The organism is Phyllobacterium sp. SYP-B3895 (assembly GCF_009647635.1).
In the GTDB taxonomy this organism is placed as follows: Bacteria; Pseudomonadota; Alphaproteobacteria; order Rhizobiales; family Rhizobiaceae; genus Phyllobacterium; species Phyllobacterium pellucidum.
In genome coordinates, this window is the sequence record NZ_WJIG01000001.1 from 168,714 (window position 1) to 192,866 (window position 24,153).

At 59.6% G+C, this 24,153-nt stretch carries 22 protein-coding genes; 2 read left to right on the top strand and 20 right to left on the bottom strand.

Annotation, left to right across the window (positions count from 1 at the left end; translation table 11 throughout):
- Positions 1-72 precede the first annotated feature (72 nt).
- On the top strand, positions 73-888 hold the full coding sequence (gene fabI, locus GF108_RS00850) for an enoyl-ACP reductase FabI (protein ID WP_091919941.1): 816 nt from the start codon (positions 73-75) through the stop codon (positions 886-888).
- A 65-nt stretch (positions 889-953) separates the two neighbouring features.
- Here the strand turns inward: fabI and GF108_RS00855 are convergent, their stop codons facing one another.
- The 10 genes from GF108_RS00855 to rimP form a co-directional block, all read right to left on the bottom strand.
- Positions 954-1,970, bottom strand: a complete 1,017-nt coding sequence (locus tag GF108_RS00855) for a class I SAM-dependent methyltransferase (RefSeq protein ID WP_153666499.1) — start codon at positions 1,968-1,970, stop codon at positions 954-956.
- Between the two features lie 76 nt (positions 1,971-2,046).
- The gene (pnp, locus tag GF108_RS00860; protein ID WP_153666500.1) at positions 2,047-4,191 is read right to left on the bottom strand and encodes a polyribonucleotide nucleotidyltransferase; all 2,145 of its coding nucleotides are present in this window, start codon (positions 4,189-4,191) and stop codon (positions 2,047-2,049) included.
- A gap of 206 nt (positions 4,192-4,397) precedes the next feature.
- Positions 4,398-4,667, bottom strand: coding sequence for a 30S ribosomal protein S15 (gene rpsO, locus GF108_RS00865; RefSeq protein WP_027230470.1), 270 nt, complete (start codon positions 4,665-4,667; stop codon positions 4,398-4,400).
- A 208-nt stretch (positions 4,668-4,875) separates the two neighbouring features.
- Positions 4,876-6,129: a hypothetical protein gene (locus tag GF108_RS00870; protein ID WP_153666501.1), complete on the bottom strand. Its 1,254-nt coding sequence runs from the start codon at positions 6,127-6,129 to the stop codon at positions 4,876-4,878.
- A gap of 94 nt (positions 6,130-6,223) precedes the next feature.
- Complete coding sequence (truB, locus tag GF108_RS00875) at positions 6,224-7,195, bottom strand: tRNA pseudouridine(55) synthase TruB (protein ID WP_153666502.1); 972 nt, start codon at positions 7,193-7,195, stop codon at positions 6,224-6,226.
- Between the two features lies 1 nt (position 7,196).
- The gene (gene rbfA / locus GF108_RS00880) at positions 7,197-7,649 is read right to left on the bottom strand and encodes a 30S ribosome-binding factor RbfA (protein ID WP_027230472.1); all 453 of its coding nucleotides are present in this window, start codon (positions 7,647-7,649) and stop codon (positions 7,197-7,199) included.
- A gap of 77 nt (positions 7,650-7,726) precedes the next feature.
- Positions 7,727-10,459: a translation initiation factor IF-2 gene (gene infB, locus GF108_RS00885; RefSeq protein ID WP_153666503.1), complete on the bottom strand. Its 2,733-nt coding sequence runs from the start codon at positions 10,457-10,459 to the stop codon at positions 7,727-7,729.
- Positions 10,456-11,097 carry an RNA-binding protein gene (locus tag GF108_RS00890; RefSeq protein ID WP_036813405.1) on the bottom strand — a complete coding sequence of 214 codons (642 nt, stop codon included), beginning with the start codon at positions 11,095-11,097 and terminating at the stop codon, positions 10,456-10,458. The genes infB and GF108_RS00890 overlap by 4 nt, the downstream gene beginning before the upstream one ends.
- A gap of 81 nt (positions 11,098-11,178) precedes the next feature.
- A complete protein-coding gene (gene nusA / locus GF108_RS00895) occupies positions 11,179-12,783 on the bottom strand; it encodes a transcription termination factor NusA (RefSeq protein WP_153666504.1) in 1,605 nt (534 codons plus the stop codon).
- A 51-nt stretch (positions 12,784-12,834) separates the two neighbouring features.
- A complete protein-coding gene (gene rimP, locus GF108_RS00900; RefSeq protein ID WP_370462039.1) occupies positions 12,835-13,506 on the bottom strand; it encodes a ribosome maturation factor RimP in 672 nt (223 codons plus the stop codon).
- Positions 13,507-13,777: 271 nt separating this feature from the next.
- Between rimP and GF108_RS22150 the strand changes: the two genes are divergently transcribed.
- On the top strand, positions 13,778-13,942 hold the full coding sequence (locus tag GF108_RS22150) for a hypothetical protein (protein WP_172982540.1): 165 nt from the start codon (positions 13,778-13,780) through the stop codon (positions 13,940-13,942).
- Positions 13,943-13,972: 30 nt separating this feature from the next.
- On the opposite strand, the gene GF108_RS00905 is transcribed toward GF108_RS22150, so the two are convergent.
- The 10 genes from GF108_RS00905 to GF108_RS00950 form a co-directional block, all read right to left on the bottom strand.
- A complete protein-coding gene (locus GF108_RS00905; protein ID WP_153666505.1) occupies positions 13,973-15,490 on the bottom strand; it encodes a tripartite tricarboxylate transporter permease in 1,518 nt (505 codons plus the stop codon).
- A gap of 14 nt (positions 15,491-15,504) precedes the next feature.
- Complete coding sequence (locus GF108_RS00910) at positions 15,505-15,987, bottom strand: tripartite tricarboxylate transporter TctB family protein (RefSeq protein WP_153666506.1); 483 nt, start codon at positions 15,985-15,987, stop codon at positions 15,505-15,507.
- Complete coding sequence (locus tag GF108_RS00915; protein WP_091919954.1) at positions 15,984-16,934, bottom strand: tripartite tricarboxylate transporter substrate binding protein; 951 nt, start codon at positions 16,932-16,934, stop codon at positions 15,984-15,986. Before GF108_RS00915 ends, GF108_RS00910 begins: the two co-directional genes overlap by 4 nt.
- A 257-nt stretch (positions 16,935-17,191) precedes the next feature.
- Positions 17,192-17,890: a tRNA (guanosine(46)-N(7))-methyltransferase TrmB gene (locus GF108_RS00920; protein ID WP_113279717.1), complete on the bottom strand. Its 699-nt coding sequence runs from the start codon at positions 17,888-17,890 to the stop codon at positions 17,192-17,194.
- 19 nt (positions 17,891-17,909) lie between these two features.
- Positions 17,910-19,175 (bottom strand): methionine adenosyltransferase, encoded by a 1,266-nt coding sequence (gene metK, locus GF108_RS00925; RefSeq protein WP_370462040.1) that lies wholly within the window; start codon positions 19,173-19,175, stop codon positions 17,910-17,912.
- Between the two features lie 175 nt (positions 19,176-19,350).
- Positions 19,351-19,761 carry a helix-turn-helix domain-containing protein gene (locus tag GF108_RS00930; protein WP_027230482.1) on the bottom strand — a complete coding sequence of 137 codons (411 nt, stop codon included), beginning with the start codon at positions 19,759-19,761 and terminating at the stop codon, positions 19,351-19,353.
- 100 nt (positions 19,762-19,861) lie between these two features.
- Positions 19,862-21,451 (bottom strand): apolipoprotein N-acyltransferase, encoded by a 1,590-nt coding sequence (gene lnt, locus GF108_RS00935; protein WP_153666508.1) that lies wholly within the window; start codon positions 21,449-21,451, stop codon positions 19,862-19,864.
- 57 nt (positions 21,452-21,508) lie between these two features.
- The gene (locus GF108_RS00940) at positions 21,509-22,594 is read right to left on the bottom strand and encodes a hemolysin family protein (RefSeq protein ID WP_153666509.1); all 1,086 of its coding nucleotides are present in this window, start codon (positions 22,592-22,594) and stop codon (positions 21,509-21,511) included.
- A gap of 5 nt (positions 22,595-22,599) precedes the next feature.
- Complete coding sequence (gene ybeY, locus GF108_RS00945; RefSeq protein ID WP_370462041.1) at positions 22,600-23,097, bottom strand: rRNA maturation RNase YbeY; 498 nt, start codon at positions 23,095-23,097, stop codon at positions 22,600-22,602.
- A 16-nt stretch (positions 23,098-23,113) separates the two neighbouring features.
- Positions 23,114-24,133: a PhoH family protein gene (locus GF108_RS00950; protein ID WP_246663813.1), complete on the bottom strand. Its 1,020-nt coding sequence runs from the start codon at positions 24,131-24,133 to the stop codon at positions 23,114-23,116.
- Positions 24,134-24,153 lie beyond the last annotated feature (20 nt).

The following is a 24,153-nucleotide window of genomic DNA, read 5'->3' on the forward strand; positions in this document are numbered from 1 at the left end:
GGGAGCCGGAATGGATCGTCTCGTCAGCCGAGCAACAGAATGCGGCCAGCATGGCCAGGAAAGGCTCTGAACATGGGTGATTTGATGAAAGGCAAGCGCGGTCTCATCATGGGGGTCGCGAACAGCCATTCCATTGCCTGGGGAATTGCCAAGGAACTTGCGGCCAATGGCGCCGAACTTGCTTTTACCTATCAGGGCGAAGCTTTCGGCAAGCGCGTCGCGCCGCTGGCGGAACAGCTCGGTTCGAAATTCCTGCTGCCCTGCGATGTGGAAGATATTGCCACGGTGGACGCTGTATTCGAGACGCTGGAAAAGGAATGGGGCGCACTTGATTTCGTCGTGCACGCCATCGGCTTTTCCGACAAGGCGCAGCTCAAGGGACGCTATGCCGATGTGACGACGCGCGACAATTTCAGCCGCACGATGGTCATATCTGCCTATTCCTTCACCGAAGTTGCCCAGCGCGCGTCCAAGCTCATGAAGGAGGGCGGCTCGATTCTGACGCTGACCTATGGTGGCTCGACGCGCGTCATGCCCAACTACAATGTCATGGGCGTCGCCAAGGCCGCGCTGGAAGCGATGGTGCGCTATCTCGCCGCCGACTACGGCCCGGAAGGTATCCGCGTCAACGCAATCTCGGCGGGTCCTGTGCGCACGCTTGCCGGTGCCGGCATCGGCGATGCCCGCGCCATGTTCTCCTACCAGAAGCGCAATGCGCCCCTGCGGCGCACTGTCGATATCGAGGATGTCGGCCGCTCGGCGCTCTACCTACTGTCGAATCTTTCGAACGGCGTTACCGGCGAAATCCACTACGTCGATTCCGGCTACAACATCGTCTCGATGCCGACGCTGGAAGAACTGAAGAAGTCCGACGACGACAAGGAATAATCTAGCGCTCGAAGTGTTATCGAAGGCCCGCCGGCGACACGCTGGCGGGCCGTTCTGTTTCTATGTCACTTCTTTGCTTCGATGATCTTGTAGCCGGCATTGTCTTCAAGCGGTGTCACCGTGCGAAACAGCGCCTTTAGTCCGGCTTCGTAGGGCATCTGCCGGTTGGCGACGAGGAGCAGGCGACCACCTGGCTTCAATCGCTTGGCCGCCGCCGCGATGAACCCCTGCCCCATCGTCGGATCGGCGCTGCGTGCGGCATGGAAAGGCGGGTTCATGACAATGGTGTCGTAGATATCCGCAATTGCTTCGCGGTTGACGTCATGCCAATGGAACGACACCGGGATCTCGGCCGACCCGACGACATTCTGCGTTGCCGCTTCCAGCGCCTCGAAATCGGCTTCATAAAGCGCCAGCGACTTCATTTTCTCGGTGTGACCGAGAAGTTCGCTGGCAAGATAGCCCCAGCCTGCACCGAAATCCGCAACATGGCCGCTGATGCGTCCTTCGAAATGCTGCGCAAGAAGCGCCGACCCCTTGTCGATCGCCGTGTGCGAGAACATGCCCGGCGCTGTGGTGTAACGGTCTTCGACTCGAACAGGGAGCGGCTTCAGCGTTTCGACCCTGTCGCCAGCCAGCTTTTCGGTTCGCGTCAGCCAGAAGGCGACGGCGTGGTGCTTGGAGAGGCGGTCCATGACCGGCGCAAAAGTCTCGACCGTCCTGCGGAAACTGTCGATACCCAGCTTCTTGTCGCCGGCGACGACAATCGTGCCTCCGGGCCTGACGTGGGTGAAAGCCTGGGCGAGCCAGGCTTCGTTACGGCCGCGGTGCTTCCCGATCAGGATCAGGGCACCATCAAATGTCTGCGGGCCGTCAAGGCGCGGAACCGTATTGAACCCTGCCTTTTCAAGGTCGATGAAATCCGGCCTGAAAGGCTGGAGGCAGGTCAGGATACCGCGCCATGCGAGATCAATGTCCCGGTTCGCCTCGGCGCCCAGAAACAGCCAGCGTTGGCCCTCGGGAACCGGCAGGATTTCGTTTTCAAAGGGTAGAAAAAGCGTCTTGAGTGCGCCGTCGGTCATCGCCTTATCCATTCTGGTCGTTCAAGAAAAAAGCGCGCCACAAGGGCGCGCTCTTCAATTGCGTTCGCTCGAAAAGTTACTCTGCGTCTTCTTCCGCAGGCTTCTTTTCCTGAACGATTTCCTTGCCGGTTTCCTGGTCTACGACCTTCATCGACAGGCGAACCTTGCCGCGCTCGTCAAAGCCCATGAGCTTGACCCAGACCTTCTGGCCTTCCTTGACCACATCTGAGGTCTTGGCAACGCGCTCGGAAGCGAGCTGGGAGATATGGACCAGGCCATCGCGCGGGCCGAAGAAGTTGACGAAGGCGCCGAAGTCGGCGGTCTTGACGACCGTGCCCTCGTAAATTTCGCCGACTTCCGGTTCAGCAACGATCGAATGGATCCACTTGCGCGCGGCTTCGATTTCCTTGGCCGAGGACGATGCAATCTTGACCGTGCCGTCATCTTCGATGTTGATCTTCGCGCCGGTCTTTTCGACGATTTCGCGAATGACTTTGCCGCCGGAGCCGATGACATCACGAATCTTGTCGGTCGGGATGTTCATGACTTCGATGCGCGGCGCGAACTCGCCGAGTTCCGAACGGCCTTCGGTGATGGCTTTCGCCATTTCGCCGAGGATGTGGACGCGGCCGTCCTTGGCCTGAGCCAGGGCAACCTTCATGATCTCTTCGGTGATGCCGTCGATCTTGATGTCCATCTGCAGGGCCGTGATGCCACCTTCCGTGCCGGCGACCTTGAAGTCCATGTCGCCAAGATGATCTTCGTCACCAAGGATATCGGAGAGAACTGCGAACTTCTCGCCTTCGAGGATCAGGCCCATGGCAATACCTGCAACCGGACGAAGCAGCGGAACGCCTGCATCCATCAGGGCCAGCGACGTGCCGCAAACCGTTGCCATCGACGAGGAACCGTTGGATTCCGTGATCTCGGAAACGGTGCGCAGCGTGTAGGGGAACTGTTCCTTGGCCGGGAGCACCGGATGAATGGCGCGCCAGGCAAGCTTGCCATGGCCGATTTCACGACGGCCGGGCGAACCCATGCGTCCAGTTTCACCGACCGAATAGGGCGGGAAATTGTAATGGAGCATGAAGGTTTCTTTGTACATGCCGGTCAGCGAGTCGACATACTGTTCGTCTTCGCCGGTGCCGAGCGTGGCAACGACGATGGCCTGGGTCTCACCACGGGTGAACAGGGCCGAACCATGCGTGCGCGGCAGGATACCGACTTCCGAGACGATCGGACGAACGGTCTTCAGATCGCGGCCATCGATACGGCTGCCCGTGTCGAGGATGTTCCAGCGAACGATCTTGGCCTGAACCGACTTGAAGACAGTCGCAATCTCTTCAGCCGAAAATTCCGGCTCCTCGACGCCTTCCGGGAAGAAATGTGCCTTGACCTTGGTCTTGGCGGCATCGACGGCGGCGTAACGCTGCTGCTTGTCGGTGATCTTGTAGGCGGCGCGCAGATCGTCTTCGGCGACTTTCAGAACGGCGGCTTCTACGGCCGAAAGGTCTTCGGAGACGAAATCGCGCGGCTCCTTCGCAGCAACTTCAGCCAGCTTGATAATCGCGTCGATCACCGGCTGGAAGCTGCGATGACCGAACATGACTGCGCCGAGCATGACGTCTTCGCCAAGTTCCTGTGCTTCCGATTCAACCATCAGAACCGCATCGCCTGTGCCGGCAACGACGAGGTCGAGCTTGGATTCGACCATTTCATCGACTGTCGGGTTCAGCTTGTACTCGCCGCCGATATAGCCGACGCGTGCGCCGCCGATCGGGCCCATGAAGGGAACGCCCGAAAGCGTGAGAGCAGCCGAAGCGCCGATCATCGAGACGATGTCGGGATTGTTTTCGAGGTCATGCTGGATGACGGTGAGGACGACCTGCGTGTCGTTCTTATAGCCATCGGCAAAGAGCGGGCGGATCGGGCGGTCGATGAGGCGCGAAACAAGCGTTTCGTTCTCGCTCGGACGGCCTTCGCGCTTGAAATAGCCGCCCGGGATCTTGCCGGCGGAATAGGTCTTTTCCTGGTAGTTTACCGTCAGCGGGAAGAAATCCTGGCCCGGCTTCGGTTCCTTGGCGGAAACGACGGTGGCAAGGACCACGGTCTCGCCATAGGTGGCAAGCACGGCGCCGTCAGCCTGACGGGCGATCTTGCCGGTTTCAAGAATGAGCGGACGACCGCCCCATTCGATTTCAACCTTGTGTTGATTAAACATGTCTTGTCCTTCATTGGAAGGCAACGCGCACCCTTTGGTGCCGCGATGATCTTCCGTTTCGTTTCAGACCAATCACGGGCAAGACAACGTGCAACTCCCCAAGCCGAGTTGCCAGCAATCCTGCCCCATGATCTGTCTCATGGTAGTTTCACCCGCGAGGGATGAAAAGAACCGGCGGCGCAAGGAGCGACCGCCGGTCCAGTCTGTTAGCGGCGCAGGCCGAGCTTTCCGATCAGTGTCTGGTAGCGCGTCTCATCAACCTTCTTGAGATAATCGAGAAGGCTGCGGCGCGTCGAGACCAGCTTGAGCAGACCACGGCGGGAATGGTTATCCTTCTTGTGGTCCTTGAAATGGTCGGTCAAATTGACAATGCGTTCCGTCAGCACCGCAACCTGGACTTCCGGAGAACCGGTATCGCCTGGCTTGGTTGCGTATTCGGAGATCACTGCCTGCTTGCGTTCAGCGGTAATCGACATCGTATATCCTTTCTTTGGAAGGGAAAAACAGGATGCCCACGGCCGGGATGTCGTCCAGCGGGGGCCGGTTAAAGCGAGAGCAATGCTTGTCGCTGGGGGCCGTATAGTCGAAAACGCGGCAAATTACCAGCCGCAAATGATTCGATGGACAGGTGGTCCCAAGCGTCGGCCGGCGAAGGCACATGCCATCGCTTTTTCCAGCTTTTAACTACGGCAGCTTTGCTACCCAGGGGGTCGGCCAGATAGGAACTTCGCAGGGCCGTGGGCATTTAATGATTTCCTCACTCCAGGACGGATATACCGCAGCCATGCTCGCCCTCAGGCTGGGGGTTGCTGTAAGGCCTTGCACCAGAATGAGCGCCAGAAGGAACACTATAACCGGCCTCCAGGCATGCCTCGAAGCAAGAGACAAAAGTATTATTAGGGCGAGGTAGCCGGTAGCAAAGTACCTGGCCCCGCCCAACGCGGATATTTGCGCTAGCTTCTCCTCAATTCCTCCGATCGAACCGATGGTCTGGAGGACGCTTACGAACGCCCACAGGCCCACTAGTAGCACGGACTGTTTGCTGAATCTGTTGGCGATGAGCAAGAACCCGACAAAGAGGGCCGCGATAGCGGCGACTGCAAGCAATGCAATACCACCAGACGGACCTCTAACGAGTGAGCCAATCGCGTCGGTTGTCTTGAAACCCAACATTGGAGTGAAAATGGTCTGCAGCAGCATTGGAGCGAACAAGACACTCAGGCCAAAGATTGGGTCGCGGCTGCTGAGCCCGAATTCGATCATGACGCCCAATTGCACCAATGCACATAGGCCGAGTAGGACGCTCAATAAAAAGTGGTTTTTGGATCGCGTCAGGAACGCCTGTAGGATGTAGAAAGGCGCCAATAAAACGGACGGAATACCTGTGAGGCCACATGCAATGACCCAGGCGGAGACCCAGAACACCCTTGCTGGGCTTTTACCTTTGAGGTCCGAGAGGCAAAGGATCAGAATCGAGAGTGCGGCAATCCATTGCACATTTGTGGCCGTCGCAGAAATTTCGATGAGCGACGGCGACATGGTCCAGGCCAACATCGCTAAAACGCTTAACCAACAAGGAACTCCATTGGCCTTAAGAAAAAGTCCAAACTGCAGGACGACGCCGGCGAAAATGCCAACCGAAATATAAGTCGTCACCCATGGCGCGTAGACTGGCGACACCGCAGCAGCCAATCCCGTCAGGAGATTGGTGAGAAACTGATAGTTTCCATTAAACACGAACGTAAAGACGTAGCGGAGAAAGTCAGTCTGAAGGGCAGCGGAATAGTAGGCGCTGCCTTCTTCAGCCCAAAACCGGGGATCTATGAACAACTGTGGGGCAAGAAGGACCTGTCCCGTCAAGAACAGAATCGGCAACAAGAACCAGATTGGCTCCGACGGCTTCTCAACAATTTTTTCCGAGGAAAGTTCGATAAACATTACTTTTTCAAATGTAAATTTGCATCGTTATAACGCGCATGACTAACCCGCCTTGAATGCAAGATGGGTTTAGTAATGTCAATTGGCCTTGAAGTTAAGCCGTAAACACCCGCTTCGGCTTGAACTGGCCCTGCTCGATGAAACCGATGGCAAGCAGCTTGCCGCGGCTCGTGACGCAAGCTTCGTCAGCCTCGACCGGCGCGTCGCGGCCGCGCAGTATAACCGGATTGCCCATGCGGATGCGGTGCGCCTGATCGTCGGAAACCGCCACCTGCGGCAGGCAGTCGAGCGCAGCGCCTGTCTCGATGAGGAAGGTATCCATCACGGCAAAGCGCTCGGCGACTGCCTGATAGGATTGCTCGCCCGCCTCTTCGCCCTCAGGCACAGGCGGGTGCGCCGCTTCAAGTTCGGCCAAGGTCACGAAATCCTGTTCGTCAAACGGCGCGACCTCGATGCGGCGCAGATCCGCAATATGGCCATAGCAGCCAAGATCACGCCCCATGTCGCGTGCGAGCGAGCGCACATAGGTGCCCTTGCCGCACTCGACTTCGAATATTGCTGTGGAATCGTCGGGTTGCTCAATGAGTTCGAGCCGGTCGATCTCGACTTCGCGGGCGGGTATTTCAATTTCCTCGCCGCCGCGGGCAAGGTCATAGGCACGTTCGCCAGCGATCTTGATCGCCGAGAACTTTGGCGGGACCTGCTCGATCACGCCGGTATATTTGGGCAGGATCGCCTTGATCGCGGCCTCGTCCGGACGATCGGCCGACGTCAGCGTCACTTCGCCTTCAAGGTCGTCGGTCGTGCGTTCTGCACCCCAGGTGACCGTGAAGCGATACATCTTGGTTCCGTCCATCACATAGGGAACCGTCTTCGTCGCTTCACCAAGGGCAATCGGCAGCATACCGGAGGCAAGCGGGTCAAGCGTTCCGGCGTGTCCGGCCTTTTCCGCCTTGAAAAGCCATTTGATCTTGGAGACGGCTTCGGTCGAACCCATGCCTTTCGGCTTGTCGAATATCAGCCAGCCGGAAACCGGACGGCCTTTCTTCTTGCGCTGTCTTGCCATCCTAGTCGTTACCGTCGTGTCCGGGAACATCGCCGGGATTGGGCTCGCCGCCATCATCGTCATCATCGGCGTGAAGGTCGCGGGTTACTTCCGGCTTGCGCAAAAGCGCATCGATCTTCGCGTAATTATCGAAGCTGGTATCGATGCGGAAGCGGAACTCCGGCATGTACTTCATCTGCTTGAGGTACGGCGCGGCGCGGCCGCGAATGAACTTGGCGCTTTTGTTGAGAGCCGTGATCACGCCTTCGCTGTCGGTGGCGCCGACCGGCGAGACAAAACACGTCGCGATCTTCAAGTCCGGTGACATGCGCACTTCTGAAACGGCAACCACGGCATTTTCGAGCGTCGGATCACGAACCTCGCCGCGCTGGAGCACCTGCGCAACTGCGTGGCGCACTTGCTCGCTGACGCGCAACTGGCGTTGTGAGGGACCCGATGATGCAAAACGAGACATAACGATCTTATCCAAATAACGATAACGGACCGCCGGCTTTCATTCCGGCGGTCCCATCGATCTTAACAGAGACGCTTTTACAGCGTGCGGGTGACGTGCTCGACGCGGAAAGCTTCGATCGTATCGCCTGCGCGAATGTCGTCGTAGTTTTCGAATGCCATACCGCATTCCTGGCCCGCCGGCACTTCGGAAACTTCGTCCTTGAAGCGCTTGAGCGTCTTGAGCTTGCCTTCGTGGATGACAACGTTGTCGCGGATGAGGCGTACGCCCGCACCACGTTCGACCTTGCCTTCCGTAACACGGCAACCGGCAACCTTGCCGACCTTGGTGATGTTGAAGACTTCGAGAATCTCCGCGTTGCCGAGGAAGGTCTCGCGCCGTTCTGGCGACAGAAGTCCCGACATGGCTGCTTTCACATCGTCCACGAGATCGTAGATGATGTTGTAGTAGCGGATTTCGATGCCTTCGCGCTCGGCAAGGTCACGTGCCTGCTTGTTGGCACGCACGTTGAAGCCGATGATCGCAGCATTGGAGGCCTCGGCAAGCGCAATGTCGCTTTCCGTGATGCCGCCCGCGCCAGAATGGATGATCCGGGCCCGCACTTCGTCGGTCCCGAGCTTATCCAGCGCGCCGGAAATGGCTTCGATCGAGCCCTGCACGTCGCCCTTGATCAAGAGCGGGAACTCTTTCTGGCCGGACACCTGTAACTGGCTCATCATCTGCTCGAGCGAGCCGCGCGAACCTGCCTGCTTGGCCACGGCCTTTTCACGGGCAAGGCGCGTACGGTATTCAGAGATCTCGCGTGCCTTGGCTTCATTCTCGACAACCGCGAAGCGATCGCCTGCCTGGGGCGGACCCTGCAGACCGAGCACTTCCACCGGTGTTGCCGGGCCTGCTTCCTTCATGTTCTCGCCGCGATCGTTGACCAGCGCGCGAACGCGGCCCCACTCGCTGCCGGCAACAATGATGTCGCCAGGATGCAAGGTACCCTTCTGGACGAGCACGGTGGCAACCGAGCCACGGCCGCGATCGAGCTTGGCTTCAATGACCACGCCCTCGGCGGTCCGGTGCGGATCGGCCCTCAGGTCGAGAATTTCAGCCTGGAGCAGGATGGCTTCAAGCAGCTTTTCGAGACCGGCGCCGGTCTTCGCCGACACTTCCACGTCAAGCGTTTCACCGCCCATCGATTCCACGAAAACTTCGTGCTGCAGCAGTCCGTTGCGCACCTTCTGCGGATCAGCGGAAGGCTTGTCGATCTTGTTGATCGCCACGATGATCGGAACACCTGCCGCCTTGGCGTGATTGATCGATTCGATCGTCTGCGGCATGACGCTGTCGTCGGCCGCGACGACAAGGATCGCAATGTCCGTCGCCTGAGCACCGCGGGCACGCATTGCCGTGAAGGCGGCGTGGCCGGGCGTATCGATAAAGGTGATCTTCTGGCCGTTCTGCTCGACCTGGTATGCGCCGATATGCTGGGTGATGCCGCCGGCTTCGCCGGAGACGACGTTGGCATGGCGGATGGCATCGAGCAGCGAGGTCTTGCCGTGGTCGACGTGACCCATGATGGTGACGACGGGCGGGCGTGGCTCCAGTGCTGCAGCGTCATCCTCAACGTTGAAGATGCCCTCTTCGACATCGGACTCGGCAACGCGGCGAACCGTGTGGCCGAATTCCTCGGCGATGAGCTGTGCCGTATCGGCGTCGATCAGATCGCCCGGCTTCATCATCTGGCCTTCCTTCATCAGGAACTTGATGACATCGACCGACCGCTCGGCCATGCGCTGGGCAAGTTCCTGAATGGTGATCGTTTCAGGCAGAATGACTTCACGCGCGATCTTCTCACGCGTTTCCTGTTGCATCCCGCGCTTGAACTTCTCCTGACGACGACGCATCGCCGAAAGGGAACGGTTGCGGCCGCCTTCATCGTCAAGGGCAGCACCCAGTGTCAGCTTGCCGCGACGGCGTTCGTCTTCACCGCGAACAACCTTCGGCGCGCGCACTTCCGGCTTGGCCGGCACGGCGCTGGTACCGCGGCGGGCACCTGCTGGTCCACGGCGATCGTCTTCCTCTTCGGTAGCATTGGTCTTGCGCGCCGGAGCCTTCAGCACCGAATCGTCGGCGGTCTTGAGCTCGGGCTGGCGCTTGCGCGATTCTTCCTCGGCCTTCTGCTTGGCTTCGGCCTCGCGGCGCAGACGCTCTTCTTCCTCGGCCTGGCGGCGGGCGGATTCCTCACGCTCCTTGGCGCGCAATGCATCTTCTTCCGCACGGCGTGTGGCTTCGAGCGCAGCCTTGGCGCGGTCTTCGGCGTCACGCGCCTTCGAACCTTCGAGCGCCTTGCGACGCGCTTCGAGCTCGGCGCTCGAGAGCGTGTTCAGCACCATGCCGGAGCGGTCGTTCGGACGCTGGCCGGCGGGACGATACGGCTGCTGCTGGCCGGAAGGACGCTGCTGCGGCTGGGCCGGGCGCGCGGTGGGCTGAGCGGCCGGCGCGGCAGTTGCCGTCGCTGCCGGACGCGGTGCAGCCGCGGGCGCGCTCACCGGCGCTGCCGCAGGCTGAACGGCCGGGCGAACCTGGGCCGGTGCGGGCGAAGGTGCAGGCGCCGGTGCGGCGGCAGCAGGAGGCGCGACCTCCGGCTTGTGATCCGGAAGATTAAACTTGCGCTTCTTGGTTTCAACCACAACAGACTTCGTCCTCCCATGGCTGAAGTTCTGGCGCACCGTGCTCTGTTCAACGCCGGGCCGCTTCAGGGTCAGGGTTTTCTTATTGACGCCAAGCGTCTTGTCGTCTGTCGATTTCGTATCGCTCATTCCGTTTCCGTTTCCTTCGCGGCAAATGCCGTTTTTGCGATGGCCTGATCCTCGGGGCCACCGCGAAAATGCTGAAGCAACCAGGCCCGCTTAACGAACCCGGCAGCTGCCATTCCCTTGAGTACGGCAGCATGTATCACATTTACCCCGCCCAATGCCAAATCCATTTCACTGCTTTCGAACAATGAAAGAGCGGGTATTTCCGGTCCGCCCGCATAAACTACCGAACGGCGGGCCTGGTCAAGCTTGCGAACACCATCTTCCGCCGCTTCATGGGCATGAAGAACGAGTGCGGCAGTACCGTTGCGGATGGCGGCGTCGACTTTTGCCGCCCCTGTTACCACAACCCCGGCCTTGCGCGCCAACCCAAAACTTCCCAGCGCGGATTTTGCGAGCATACGATCAACGACCGCTCCGAAATCGTCGGGGACGACAACGGCACCCTTCAATGCGCGCGGAAACAGCTTGCGCTTGACCGCTTCATCCAAATAGCGCCGCTCGGCCTTCACCCAGCATCCCCGGCCGGGAAGGCTGCGCTTCAGATCCGGCACAACCGTTCCGTCAGGGCCGGCGACAAACCGGATCATGTCGTCGACAGAACCGCTGTCACGCGTGACGATGCACGTCCTGTCGTTCATTTCCGGTTCCACGCCTCAATCGCCCTTCGATAATCCCGCATGACCCTTCCCGAATAGTCATGCAACTTTCGGGATCGAAGGTCAGCCGGCAACCTCTTCGTCGGAGGTGGCTCCCGCCGCCTCTTCCACAGCAAGGTCCTCTTCCGTAATCCAGCCTGCCTTCAGACGCGCGGCGAGGACCATTTGTTCCGCATCGGCGCGGCTGACATCAAACTGCGACAGGATGCCGGGATAGTTGACCGTTTCGCCATCCTTGCGCTCGCGCCAGCCGGTGAGTTCGTCGACCGCATAGCCGGCGAAATCCTCGACCGTCTTGACGCCGTCTTCACCGACCGCAACGAGAATGGCATTCGTCATTCCCGGCAGGTCGCGCAATTCGTCGGCAACACCGAGTTCCTTGCGGCGCACATCCCGCTCTTCTTCGATGCGGGCAAGGTATTCCTGGGCGCGCTGCTGGATTTCAGCCGCCGTTTCCTCGTCGAAGCCGTCGATGGAGGAAATGTCGTCGCTATCGACGTAGGCAATTTCCTCAACGCTGGCAAAGCCCTCGGAAGCAAGAACCTGGCCGACCATTTCATCGACGTCCAGCGCTTCCATGAAGAGGTTCGAACGTTCGACGAATTCCTTCTGGCGGCGCTCGGATTCTTCCTGCTCGGTGAGGATGTCGATATCCCAGCCCGTCAACTGCGAAGCAAGGCGGACGTTCTGGCCACGACGACCGATCGCAAGCGATAGTTGGTCATCCGGGACCACAACTTCAATACGTTCGGCATCTTCATCGAGAACAACCTTGGCGACTTCGGCCGGCTGCAGCGCGTTGACGATGAAGGATGCAGGCTCCGGCGACCACGGAATAATGTCGATCTTTTCGCCCTGCAACTCGCCGACGACCGCCTGAACGCGCGAACCGCGCATGCCGACGCAAGCGCCGACGGGATCGATGGACGAATCGCGGGAGATCACGGCGATCTTGGCGCGCGAACCCGGATCACGGGCAACCGACTTGATCTCGATGATGCCGTCATAGATTTCCGGCACTTCCATGGTGAAAAGCTTTGCCATGAATTGCGGATGCGTACGGCTCAGGAAGATCTGCGGGCCGCGCTGTTCGCGGCGCACGTCGTAGACATAGGCGCGGACGCGGTCGCCATAGCGGAAGGTCTCGCGGGGGATGAGTTCGTCGCGGCGGATGATGGCTTCACCGCGGCCGAGATCGACGATCACATTGCCGTATTCGACGCGCTTGACGCTGCCGTTGATGATTTCGCCGACACGATCCTTGTACTCATCATACTGGCGATCGCGCTCGGCTTCGCGAACCTTTTGCACGATGACCTGCTTGGCGGACTGGGCAGCAATACGGCCGAAATCCATGGGCGGCAGCTGATCGGCAAGGAAATCGCCAACCTGCGCATCGGGATTGCGGTCGCGCGCTGCATCCATGCCGATCTGGGTGACCGGGTCTTCTACCGCATCGACCACTTCAAGAAGGCGCTGCAGCTTGATCTCGCCGGTCTTGGCGTTGATGTCGGCGCGGATATTGGTTTCCTGGCCATAACGCGAGCGGGCGGCCTTCTGGATGGCATCGGCCATTGCCGCAATGACGATCTCGCGGTCAATCGACTTCTCGCGCGCTACCGCGTCAGCGATCTGCAGAAGTTCTAGCCTGTTAGCACTGACTGCCATTTTCTTCTCCTTGGGTTCACCGCCGCGCTTCTCCCGCTGGCGTATGAAAGATCAATTCTTCTTTGTTTGTTCCTGGTCGGCGGCGGGCGTCGCGTCGCTCGCTTCAGCCGCGCTCGCGTCGTCGTCCGCAATGCGGCCTTCGCGCAGATCCTTGTCACGTCGCAGCGCATCGCGGATAAGGTCGTCGGTCAATACCAGCCGCGCATCGGCGATCAGTTCGAACGGGATTTCGACCACTGGACTGTCGCCATAGCTTGCCTGATCGCTTTCGACGGTAACCGCTTCGTCGGAAACCGCAGCGATGCGGCCGCGAAACTTCTTGCGCCCCTGGTGAACCGCCGACGTATCGACCTTGACGATATGACCGGCCCAGGTGGTGAAATCCGACTTGCGGACCAGCGGGCGATCGATGCCGGGCGATGACACCTCGAGATGGTAGTGGCGATCGATCGGATCCTCGACATCGAGCACCGGCGACAAGGTGCGGCTGACCAGTTCGCAATCCTCGACGGTCATGGTGCCGTCATTGCGCTCGGTCATGATCTGCAGGGTCAAGCCGTTAAGGCCCGTCAGACGGACCCGGACCAGCCGGAAGCCTATCGAAGTAAGGACCGGCTCGATGATACCGGCGACGCGCGCATCAACCCCGGTTTCGGTAATGATCCGCTCGTCGGTCGCGCCGCTTGCGGCTGCTTCTTGTTGTGTATTGGCGCTTTCAGTCACGCAGAAATGTTCCTTGTTTCGGCCTTAAGAAACAAAAAAGAGCGGGACCGGTCTGGACCCACTCCTGTTCTATCGACCAAGAATATGACTTCTATATACCGAATTGCCGTTAAGGTTTCAAGCGCCGAGACGCATTTCATCTCCTGATAGACGGCAGCGTGCATTGCAATGCATTTGCGCATGGCTGCCTTGCAGCAGCGGGCCTAACGGCGAAGGCTCAGCGATCCTATCTTTGTTGCATCGCAGCATGGATGCGAGAAGGATGGAAAAAATGACCAGGAAAAATCAAACCAGCAGGATCGGCCGCTTCTTCAATGTATGGGGCAGCGCTGTCGCGGTGGCATCGGCCACGCGCACCGGCTACCAGCCGGCCGCATCGGATCTGCGTGCGCTCGGCATCGATCCCGTTCAGTTCAACGCGATCCACCGGAACTAGATAGTCCCGGCGGATCATCGATGATGCTGATCAGTCCTCGTTAGCCGCGAGGGCCGACAGGACCTTGCCTTTGCCGCGTGCCCGCATGATGAGCGGCACCACGACGGCGCAGACAGCGAGCAGCAGCAGGATCACCGCGATCGGCGAGTGCACGAGCACCGTCGGATCGCCCTGGCTGATGGCAAGAGCGCGGCGAAGCTGCTGCTCGGCCATCGGCCCGAGGATAAGCCCGACGACGACTGGCGCGATCGGATAGCCGAAGAGGCGCAGCACATAGCCGAGCACGCCGAAGGCCAAGAGCATGCCGAGCTCGAAGGTCGATGGGTTTGCCCCAATCGTGCCGAGCGTCGCGAAGACTAGGATGCCGGCATAGAGCCAATGCCGCGGGATCGACAGCAATCGTACCCACAGCCCAACAAGCGGCAGGTTCAACACGAGCAGCATGAAGTTGGCAACGAGCAGGCTCGCAATCAAACCCCAGACGATCTGCGGATTGTTCGCAAACAAGAGCGGTCCTGGCTGCAGGCCGAATTGCTGGAAGCCGGCGAGCATGATAGCCGCCGTCGCACTGGTCGGCAGGCCGAGCGTCAGGAGGGGTACAAGCGTACCGGCGGCGGACGCATTATTGGCAGCCTCCGGACCGGCCACGCCTTCAATAGCGCCCTTGCCAAACTCCTCTGGCCGTTTTGCCAGCTGTTTTTCCACCGAATAGGACAGGAACGTGCCGATCTCAGCACCGCCGGCCGGCATGGCGCCAATCGGGAAGCCGATGGCGGTTCCGCGCAGCCATGGTTTCCACGAACGCGACCAATCCTCGCGGCTCATCCACACTGAGCCCTTGACCGGCTCGATCTTCTCTTCGGCGGTGCTCCGCGAAGCGGCAACGGCGAGGGTTTCACCGATAGCAAAGAGCGCGACCGCAAGTGTCGTCACCTCGATGCCGTCGAGAAGATCCGGGATGCCGAAGGCGAGACGTGCCTGCCCGGTTTGCAGATCGATGCCGACCAGTCCCATCGCAAGGCCGAGGAACAGCGCCGTCAAGCCGCGCAACGTCGAATCGCCGAATGCGGCCGAGACGGTCATGAAGGCAAGGATCATCAGGGCAAAATATTCGGCCGGGCCGAACGACAGCGCGAATTTGACAATGGTCGGCGCAATCAGCGCCAGCGCCATTGTCGCTATGAAGCCGGCAACGAACGAACCGATAGCAGCTGTCGCGAGCGCCGGACCACCGCGCCCGGCCCGCGCCATCTTGTTGCCCTCGAGCGCAGTGACGATCGAGGCGCTTTCGCCGGGCGTGTTCAGGAGGATCGACGTCGTCGAACCACCATACATGCCGCCATAGTAGATGCCGGCGAACATAATCAGCGAGCCGGCCGGATCGAGCTTGTAGGTAACGGGAAGCAGAAGCGCCACGGTAAGCGCTGGTCCGATGCCGGGAAGAACGCCGACGGCAGTGCCGAGTGTTACGCCGATCAACGCATAGAGCAGATTGAGCGGCTGCAGGGCAACGGCGAAACCATTTGCCAGAAGAGTGAAACTATCCATAGCCGAACCTGCTTCTAAATGAGGCGTTCAAGGGGTCCCGCGGGCAGCGACAATTGCAGTCCCTTGGCGAAGATGACCCAGATAACGAAAGACAGAACAATGCCGATAGGAATGGTGAGCCAGAGCGGTCCGCGTCCGAATCCCCGCGCCGTCGCGGCAAAGAGCAGGCCTGTCGCAATGGCAAATCCGGCAATGTGAAGGAGCAGCATCTGCGCCGCGAGACCGCCAACGATCCAGACGATCGGGCCAACCTGTTGTTCTTCCCGTTCGGGAAAATCACCGCGAACCGCTTCAAACGCCGTCCAGATCGCCAAAACGAAGAGGCACGCGGCGATTGCATAGGGAAATGCTCCCGGACCTATCCGGGTCGCGCTGCCGCCACGGGCGGTGGCGGTGCTGTAGACGATCACAGCCGCAATGATTGCCAGGACGGCTGCGATAACCAGCGCCGCCCGGTCAGGGCGGCGCGTCTCGGTGCTCGGTGGCTGTTGCGTCATTTGACGAGACCAATGTCTTTCAGGATCGTGGAGGTTGCCTCGGTATCCTTCGCCAGCTGCGCCTTGAATGCGTCACCGGCGAGATAGGTGTCAGCCCAGCCCTTGGCCTTAAGCTGCTCCTGCCAGGTCTTCGACTTCACCAGCTTTTCGATATCGGCATTGATCGCGGCTTCCTGTTCGGCCGAGATGCCGGGAGCTGCGGCGACCATGCGCCAGTTCTGGATCGCGACGTCGACGCCGCCTTCCTTGAAGGTCGGCGCATCGATGCCTTCGACCTTCTGTTCGCTGGAAATGCCGATGATGCGCAGCTGACCGGCCTTGATCTGCGATTCAAATTCGCCGTAGCCGGAAATACCAACGGTTACCTGGCCGCCAAGAATGGCTGCCAAGGCTTCACCGCCACCGGAGAATGCGATGTAGTTGACCTTGGTCGGATCGACGCCGGCCGCCTTGGCGATAAGGCCTGCGGTGATGTGGTCGGTACCGCCGGCCGAGCCGCCGCCCCATGATACTGAGCCGGGGTCAGCCTTGAGCTTGGCAACGAGATCGGCCATCGACTTGATGGGCGACGCCGCCGGCACAACCAGCGCCTCATATTCGCCGGTCAGGCGGGCGATTGGCGTCACCTGGTCGAGCGTAACGGGCGAAGCATTGGTGAGGATCGCGCCGACCATGACGTAGCCGCCGACGATCAGCTGCGAAGGATCACCCTTGGCTGAATTTGCGAACTGTGCGAGGCCAATCGTGCCGCCCGCGCCCGGGACATTCACGACCTGAACGCTGCCGGAAATCTTTTCGTCCTGCAGGGCCGTCTGCAAGGTGCGCGCGGTCTGGTCCCAGCCACCGCCCGGCGCTGCCGGCGCCATGATCTTGTAGTCGGCCGCAAAGGCCTGACCGGAAAGCGCCAGCGCCCCGGCTGCAACAAAAGCGAGCAATATCTTACGCATTATGTAGTTCCTCCCATGACGGCCATCAGCCATCTGCGCCTATCGATTTCGAGGTCGCGGGAAGATATCGACAATCGAGCCCCTGAATTGACGGTCAGTCAAATCCAAACGCTCAACAATAATAGCTGACAGCCTCCCAGCGGTCTCCTCACCGTCAAAATGATACTAGAAAACTGTCAGGAAGCTGTCACGCGAAATGGCGGCAGGTGGGCGGATCACTGCGTTTCTTGCCTCAACAGAACCGTTCAGGACCTGCTCTAGACCCTGACGAATGTCAAATAGGCGCCGATGCGGCCCTCGCGATGCGCTTTCTGTTCGTAACGCGTGCCCGGCCAGGCCTCGTAGGGCGTATGCCAGTCGGCCGCGGTTTCCGCCTGCCAATCGAACCCGCCATGGGCCCGGCAATGCTGCAATGTCCAATTGACGTAGGTATCTATGTCGGAGGCGAAGCGAAATTTGCTGCCCGGCTTCAGGACCCGGGCAAAGCGGTCGAGGTTTTTCTGGCTGACGAAACGCCGCTTCCAGTGTTTCTTCTTCGGCCACGGATCGGGGTAAAAGAGGTCTATGCCGTCGAGCGACGCCTCCGGCAGCCAGTCGAGCACTTGCGTCGCGTCGTCATCATAAAGGCGAATATTCCGCAAGGGCTCGTCATGGAGATCGACCACCAGCTTCGCCATACTGTTGACGAAGGGCTCGACGCCGATGAATCCGGCCTTCGGATGCCGTGCTGCTTCGTGCAGCAGATGTTCGCCGCCCCCGAAGCCGATTTCCATCCGCACTGCGTCGACCTCCGCAGTAAACAGCGTGCGGAGGTCGTCAGGTGCAGGTGAACCAAGATCGAGTTTCAGGAGCGGCAACAACTCGTCGCGAATGGCTCGCTGCATCGGGCGAAGCGTCTTGCCGGCTCTTCTGCCGAAGAATGCCTCTGTGGAACGTTCTCGCCTTGGCTCGGTCATGGTAGGCAATGCTGGCCGCTCAGACGGCCAGTGCTGACTTCAATTGCTTGGCGAGATCGGTCTTCTCCCAGGAGAAGGACCCATCGCGGCCGGGCTTGCGACCGAAATGACCGTATGCCGAAGTCTTGGCATAGATCGGCTTGTTGAGGTCGAGATGCTTGCGGATACCCGACGGCGAAAGGTCCATGACCTTGCGCAGCGCTTCCTCAACCGCATCTTCCTTTACCTTGCCCGTGCCGTGCAGATCGACATAGATCGACAGCGGCTGCGCCACGCCGATGGCGTAGGAAAGCTGGATCGTGCAGCGATCGGCAAAGCCGGCAGCGACGACATTCTTGGCAAGATAGCGGGCTGCATAGGCAGCGGAACGGTCGACCTTGGTCGTGTCCTTGCCCGAGAAAGCGCCGCCGCCATGCGGCGCGGCACCGCCATAAGTGTCGACGATGATCTTGCGGCCGGTCAGACCCGCGTCGCCATCGGGACCGCCGATGACGAACTTGCCGGTCGGGTTGATGTACCAGGCGCAATCGTCGGCGATCTTGAGATCACCCAGCGCTTCACGGATATAGGGCTCGACGACCTTGCGAACCTTTTTCGAGTCCCAGCTTTCATCCAGATGCTGGGTCGAAAGCACGATCTGCGTCGTCTCGGCGGCAACGCCGTCGATATAACGCACGGTTACCTGGCTTTTCGCATCCGGGCCGAGCTTGGCGGCATCGCCTTCACCCTTATGACGGGCAGCGGCAAGAATCTCGAGGATCTTGTGGGAATAATAGATCGGAGCCGGCATCAGGTCAGGGGTCTCGCGGCAGGCGTAGCCGAACATGATACCCTGGTCGCCAGCTCCCTCTTCGCCCTGGCGGTCGGATGCATTATCGACGCCCTGGGCAATGTCGGCCGACTGCGGATGCAGGAGGACGTCAATCTTGGCCGTCCTCCAGTTGAAACCGTCCTGCTCGTAGCCGATATCCCGAATGGCGCGGCGGGCTGCCGCGCGGAAGCGGGAAGGATTGATGACAGGATGCCCCTTGGCGTCCTTTACCACTACGCCGCTCTTGTCTTTCTTCAAAAGCGTGTCCGGAACACGTACTTCACCGGCAATGACCACGCGATTGGTTGTTGCCAGGGTCTCGCAAGCAATTCGCACAGTCCACGGGTCAACGCCCGTCTTCTTTGCCTCTTTATAGATCATGTCGACGATTTCGTCGGAGATGCGGTCACAGACCTTGTCTGGATGTCCTTCCGATACGGACTCACTGGTAAAAAGATAAGAACTGCGTGTCACGGGGAACCCCTCTTGAAAGCAAACGAAAGCCCACCAGACCAAGTCCAGTCTGGGCCGCATAGTCTTTGCCAATCCAAAGTGGATCAGTCAATTGCTTTCATTTTCAAACATTCGGGGGACCGGGAATTTTTTTCCCGCCCCCTCCCGCCCCCAAAAGGCGTAATGCGTGATGAAATCAATCTTCCTCTAGGCCGAGTGTGCGCACGAGATCGAGAATTTTGCGCCTGACCTTGGCATCGGTGATCTTGGCGAAGGCCCGCGCAAGCTGAATCCCTTCGGAACTGTTCAGCAGACCGACCACATAGGTCGTCTCGCTCTCCTCGTCGAACCCCTTGGGCTTGTCATCCTGCCCGGGCATGTCGTCGAAGAAAAACGTTACGGGAACGTTGAGGACGTTGCCGATCGCCTGCAACCTGCTGGCACCGACGCGGTTCATCCCCTTCTCGTACTTCTGGATTTGCTGAAAGGTTATTCCGAGGCTGTCGCCAAGCTTTTCCTGGCTCAAACCGATCATATTGCGACGCAATCGAATCCTTGCGCCAACATGTACATCTACCGGATTTGGTCTCTTCTTATTATCAGACATGAAAATCTCATTCGTATTTAAATTGAACTAAAAAAGAATTTTATCACTAATGTATCAACGCACCAAATGGGGCATCATTGACAGGACAGGGCTTAAAATGTCAACCAACCCTTGTCCTCTGGCGCGAAAAATACGCCAGCGCTGCAAGCAAAGCAAGCCCAAACACAATCGGAAATTGCAGCTTGCGAGCGCGCTCACCAAGCGGTAGCGCCACCTTTGACGGAAGGATCGAATCCGCCACACCCACGGCATCCAATGCCAACCCGTCGATAATGCGGCCATAAGGATCGACGGTCGCCGAAAGTCCGTTATTCGCCGCCCGGATCATCGGCAATCCCTGTTCGACGGCGCGCAATTGCGCCTGGCGAAAATGCTGGTAGGGACCGGGCGTATCGCCATACCAGGCGTCGTTGGTGACATTGACGATCGCGTCGGCGCGCGGGCCATCATAGCCCATTTCGGCCGGGAAGATCGCTTCGTAGCAAACGAGCGGCAGGATTTGGAAACCATCCTTCACGGCGAGCGAGCGACGGCTCGAGGCAGCGCTAAAGCCGCCCGGAAGTTCCACGACTTCACTCACGCCCAGCCTGCGCAGTACATTCTCCATCGGCACATACTCGCCGAAAGGTACGAGATGGACCTTGTCGGCGGCGCCAATGATTTCACCATCGCTGTTGATGGCGTAGATCGCGTTATAATAGAGGGGGTCTACCCCTTCTCCCCTACTCTCCATGCGGACCGCCCCGGCAAGCAGGATCTGGCCGTCGTCGAGCTTGTCGGCAATCGCACCGAGCACTTCCGGCGACTGCGGCAGGACGTATGGAACAGCAGTTTCCGGCCAGACAATGATCTGCGGCTTCGGCTTGCCGTCCTTCGGCGCTTGCGCCGTCAGGGCGAGATGCTGGTCGAAGATACTGCGCCGCGCGTCATCGTCCCATTTCAGATCCTGTTCGATCGAAGGTTGGACGATACGCACGAGCGGCCCTTTTGCATCGACAGTCGCTCTCGACAGCCGCCAGGCGCCATAGCCCACATGCGCGGCAACGAGGAGAAGTGCGAGCCCCAGTCCGGTCTTCAGGTCGCGGCGGCCGGAAAGCAGAGCCGGCATGGCGAAGACGATCACGGCTAAGACATTCATCGCAAGAAGGCCGACGATCACCGACGACTGCATGAGCAGTGGTACGGGCATCGCGGCATAGCCTATGGCGTTCCAGGGGAATCCGGTGAGCACAAACGAGCGCAGCCACTCGGCAATGCCAAATCCGACGGCCAGCGCAAAAATTCGCCCCAGTCCGTCGCTCCACAACAGCCGGGCGATCGCGGCGGCAACGGAATAGAAGATCGCGAGAACCGCAGGCAGGCCGAGAATGGCGAGAGGCACGGCCCAGGCGAAATTCTCCGCATCGACGAGGAGCGCATTGCCGATCCACCAGAGGCCAAGCACAAAATAGCCGAAGCCGAACCACCAGCCGACCATGGCGGCAGGGAGCAGGCGGCGAATGGGGCCGGCGTCAGCATTGTCGACAGCGCCATCGATCAGCCAGACCAATACTGGAAACGAAACGAGACAGACCGCAAAGAAATCATAGGGCGGCAAGGCAAAGCTTGCGAGCCCGCCCATGAGAAACGCCAGCAGGATACGCTTCCAGCCCGACACGAGAATGATTGTTCCGGCCAGACGCTCGATCATGCCTTGCCCCACGACTTCCGATTCGACGTCAGTCTTAAAAGGTGAGGCTTGCGTCAATCATTCGTCCGTTTCTGCGCGTTGGTCTGCTGCATCCTGCCGTACGGTGCGCGGTCGGCGATCCGCATGGCGCAAAGGCACGATGCGCACCTTGCGAATGCGGCGCGGATCCGCCTCAAGCACATGGAATTCATAATCGGGGACGGCCTGCAGCATCTCGCCGCGAACCGGGATGCGGCCGAGGATCGAGAAGATCAAGCCGCCGACCGTATCGACGTCCTCACCGTGCTCGCCGACGACAAAAGCAGGCCCTATTTTCTGCGACACTTCATCTAGGTCGGCCCGTGCATCTGCAACGAAAACGCCTTCAGGCTCCTCGACGATCATAACCTCGTCATCATCGTGCTCGTCCTCGATATTGCCGACCACCATCTCGACGATGTCCTCGAGCGATACCAGACCATCGGTGCCGCCATACTCGTCAATGACGAGTGCGATCTGAATACGCTGCGCCTGCATGCGTGCCATCAGGTCGTTGGCAAGCATGGACGGCGGAACGAAGAGAATTGGCCGCATCAGGCTGAGGTCTGCAATCGTCTTGCCAAGATCGACATGGGACAGATCAAGCTTCGCCGACGCGGGCGGTTTAGCGCGAGCGGCACTACGCCGCGGCGCCTTTACGCGCGAACTCCGGGTTATGTGATTCACCACATCGCGGATATGCACCATGCCGCGCGGATCATCGAGCGTTTCGGAAAAGACCGGCATGCGCGAATGGCCGGATTTCTCGAATACTTCGAGGAGATCGCCGAGAGTCGTTGATATATCGACTGCCTCAATATCGGCGCGGGGGATCATCACATCCTCGACGCGCAACTCGCGCAGCCGCAGGATATTGTGCAGCATGGCGCGTTCTTCCGGCGAAAACGCCGTGTCGCCGCTATGATCTTCCGCCAGCGCCGCGTCGAGATCTTCTCGCAAGGTCGTGCCCGGGCGGGCGCGCAGGAATGGAAATATGGTTGAAAGGAGCGAGCGCTTTTCTGGGCCTTGCGCTCTGGTGCTACTTTGCCCTTCGGCATCACTCTCCTGCCCCGTAACCCCTCGTGCAGGCGCGGCAGGATCGTTCTGGTGCGACGTGTCAGACATGGTCCTCAATCGGATTGATCGTCAATGACGGATAGCGCATATGGGTCCGGGATTGCAAGACGCGCCAGAATTTTGCGCTCCAATCCCTCCATTTCCTCGGCTTCCGCATCGGAGAGGTGATCATACCCCAGGAGATGCAGAAATCCATGCACAACAAGATGGGTCAAATGATGGTCGAAAGGCTTTTCCTCATCGGAGGCTTCCCTCGCCACGGTTTCGCGGGCAATGACGATATCGCCAAGCATGGGCCCGGGCTTCTGTCCCGGTTTGAGAGTGAATGCCGGAAACGATAGCACGTTGGTCGGCTTGTCCTTGTCCCGCCAGTCACTGTTCAGTTCCCTGATCGCGGCGTCGTCGGTAAAGACAAGGCTGAGTTCGCTCACCGGCTGCTCGCCGCCGTCAAGCTCGTCCCAGGCGGCCGCGATGGCGCTTGCCGATAATCGGCGAAGGCTGGACTCGTCGGCCCAGCCTTCCGTTTCCACCAATATGTCGATATCGATCACGATTGTGTCGCCAAGCTCAGGGCTTCGCGCCTTCCTTGTCGTAGGCCCGTACGATTGCCGCAACCAGCGGATGGCGGACCACGTCGACATCCGTGAAGCGCACGGTCACGATGCCGCTGACGCCATCGAGGATACGCAAGGCTTCCACGAGTCCCGACTTTTGGCCGGGCGGCAGATCGATCTGGCTTGGATCGCCGGTGATGATCATGCGGGCATTTTCACCAAGGCGCGTCAGAAACATCTTCATCTGCATCGATGTCGTATTCTGCGCTTCATCGAGAATGATGGCCGAATGACCAAGCGTGCGCCCGCGCATGAAGGCGAGAGGGGCGATTTCGATGACCCCGGCGGCAATGGCCCGCTCGACCTTGTCGGCCGGCATCATGTCATAGAGCGCATCGTAGAGCGGGCGCAGATAGGGATCGACTTTCTCCTTCATGTCGCCGGGCAGGAAGCCGAGACGTTCGCCTGCTTCGACTGCCGGACGCGAAAGAATAATGCGATCGACAAGGCCGCGCTCAAGCAGCATCGCGGCATGGGCGACGGCAAGATATGTCTTGCCGGTGCCCGCCGGTCCGACGCCGAAGACCAGTTCAGACCGGTCGAGCGCGCGCATATAAGCATCCTGCGTCGGCGTGCGCGCGAAAATCGTCTTCTTGCGGGTCGATATCTGGGCAGCAGCCATCTTGCTTTTGTTTTCCATGGTCGGGAGCGTCAACTGATCGTCGGCGGCGATCGCCATGCGCAGCGCGCCATCGACGTCGGAAGCAGAAATATCATGTCCCTTCTGCAATTGCTCGTAGAGATGGTCGAGCGTCCGGCGCGCCTGCTCGGTTGCGGTGGGTCCACCGCGAATGGCAAGCTGGTTGCCTTTCGAGCGGACGTCGACGCCAAGCTTTTGTTCTATACGGGCGAGATTTTCATCGAATTGACCGAAAAGCGCGCTTGCCAACCGGTTATTGTCGAATGTCAGTACGATATGGGCCAGATCCGAGGCCCCTGAGGGAGCGGGTTTCAGCTTTTCGGTGGCGTTCAAACGGCTCTCCTAAAGAAGTG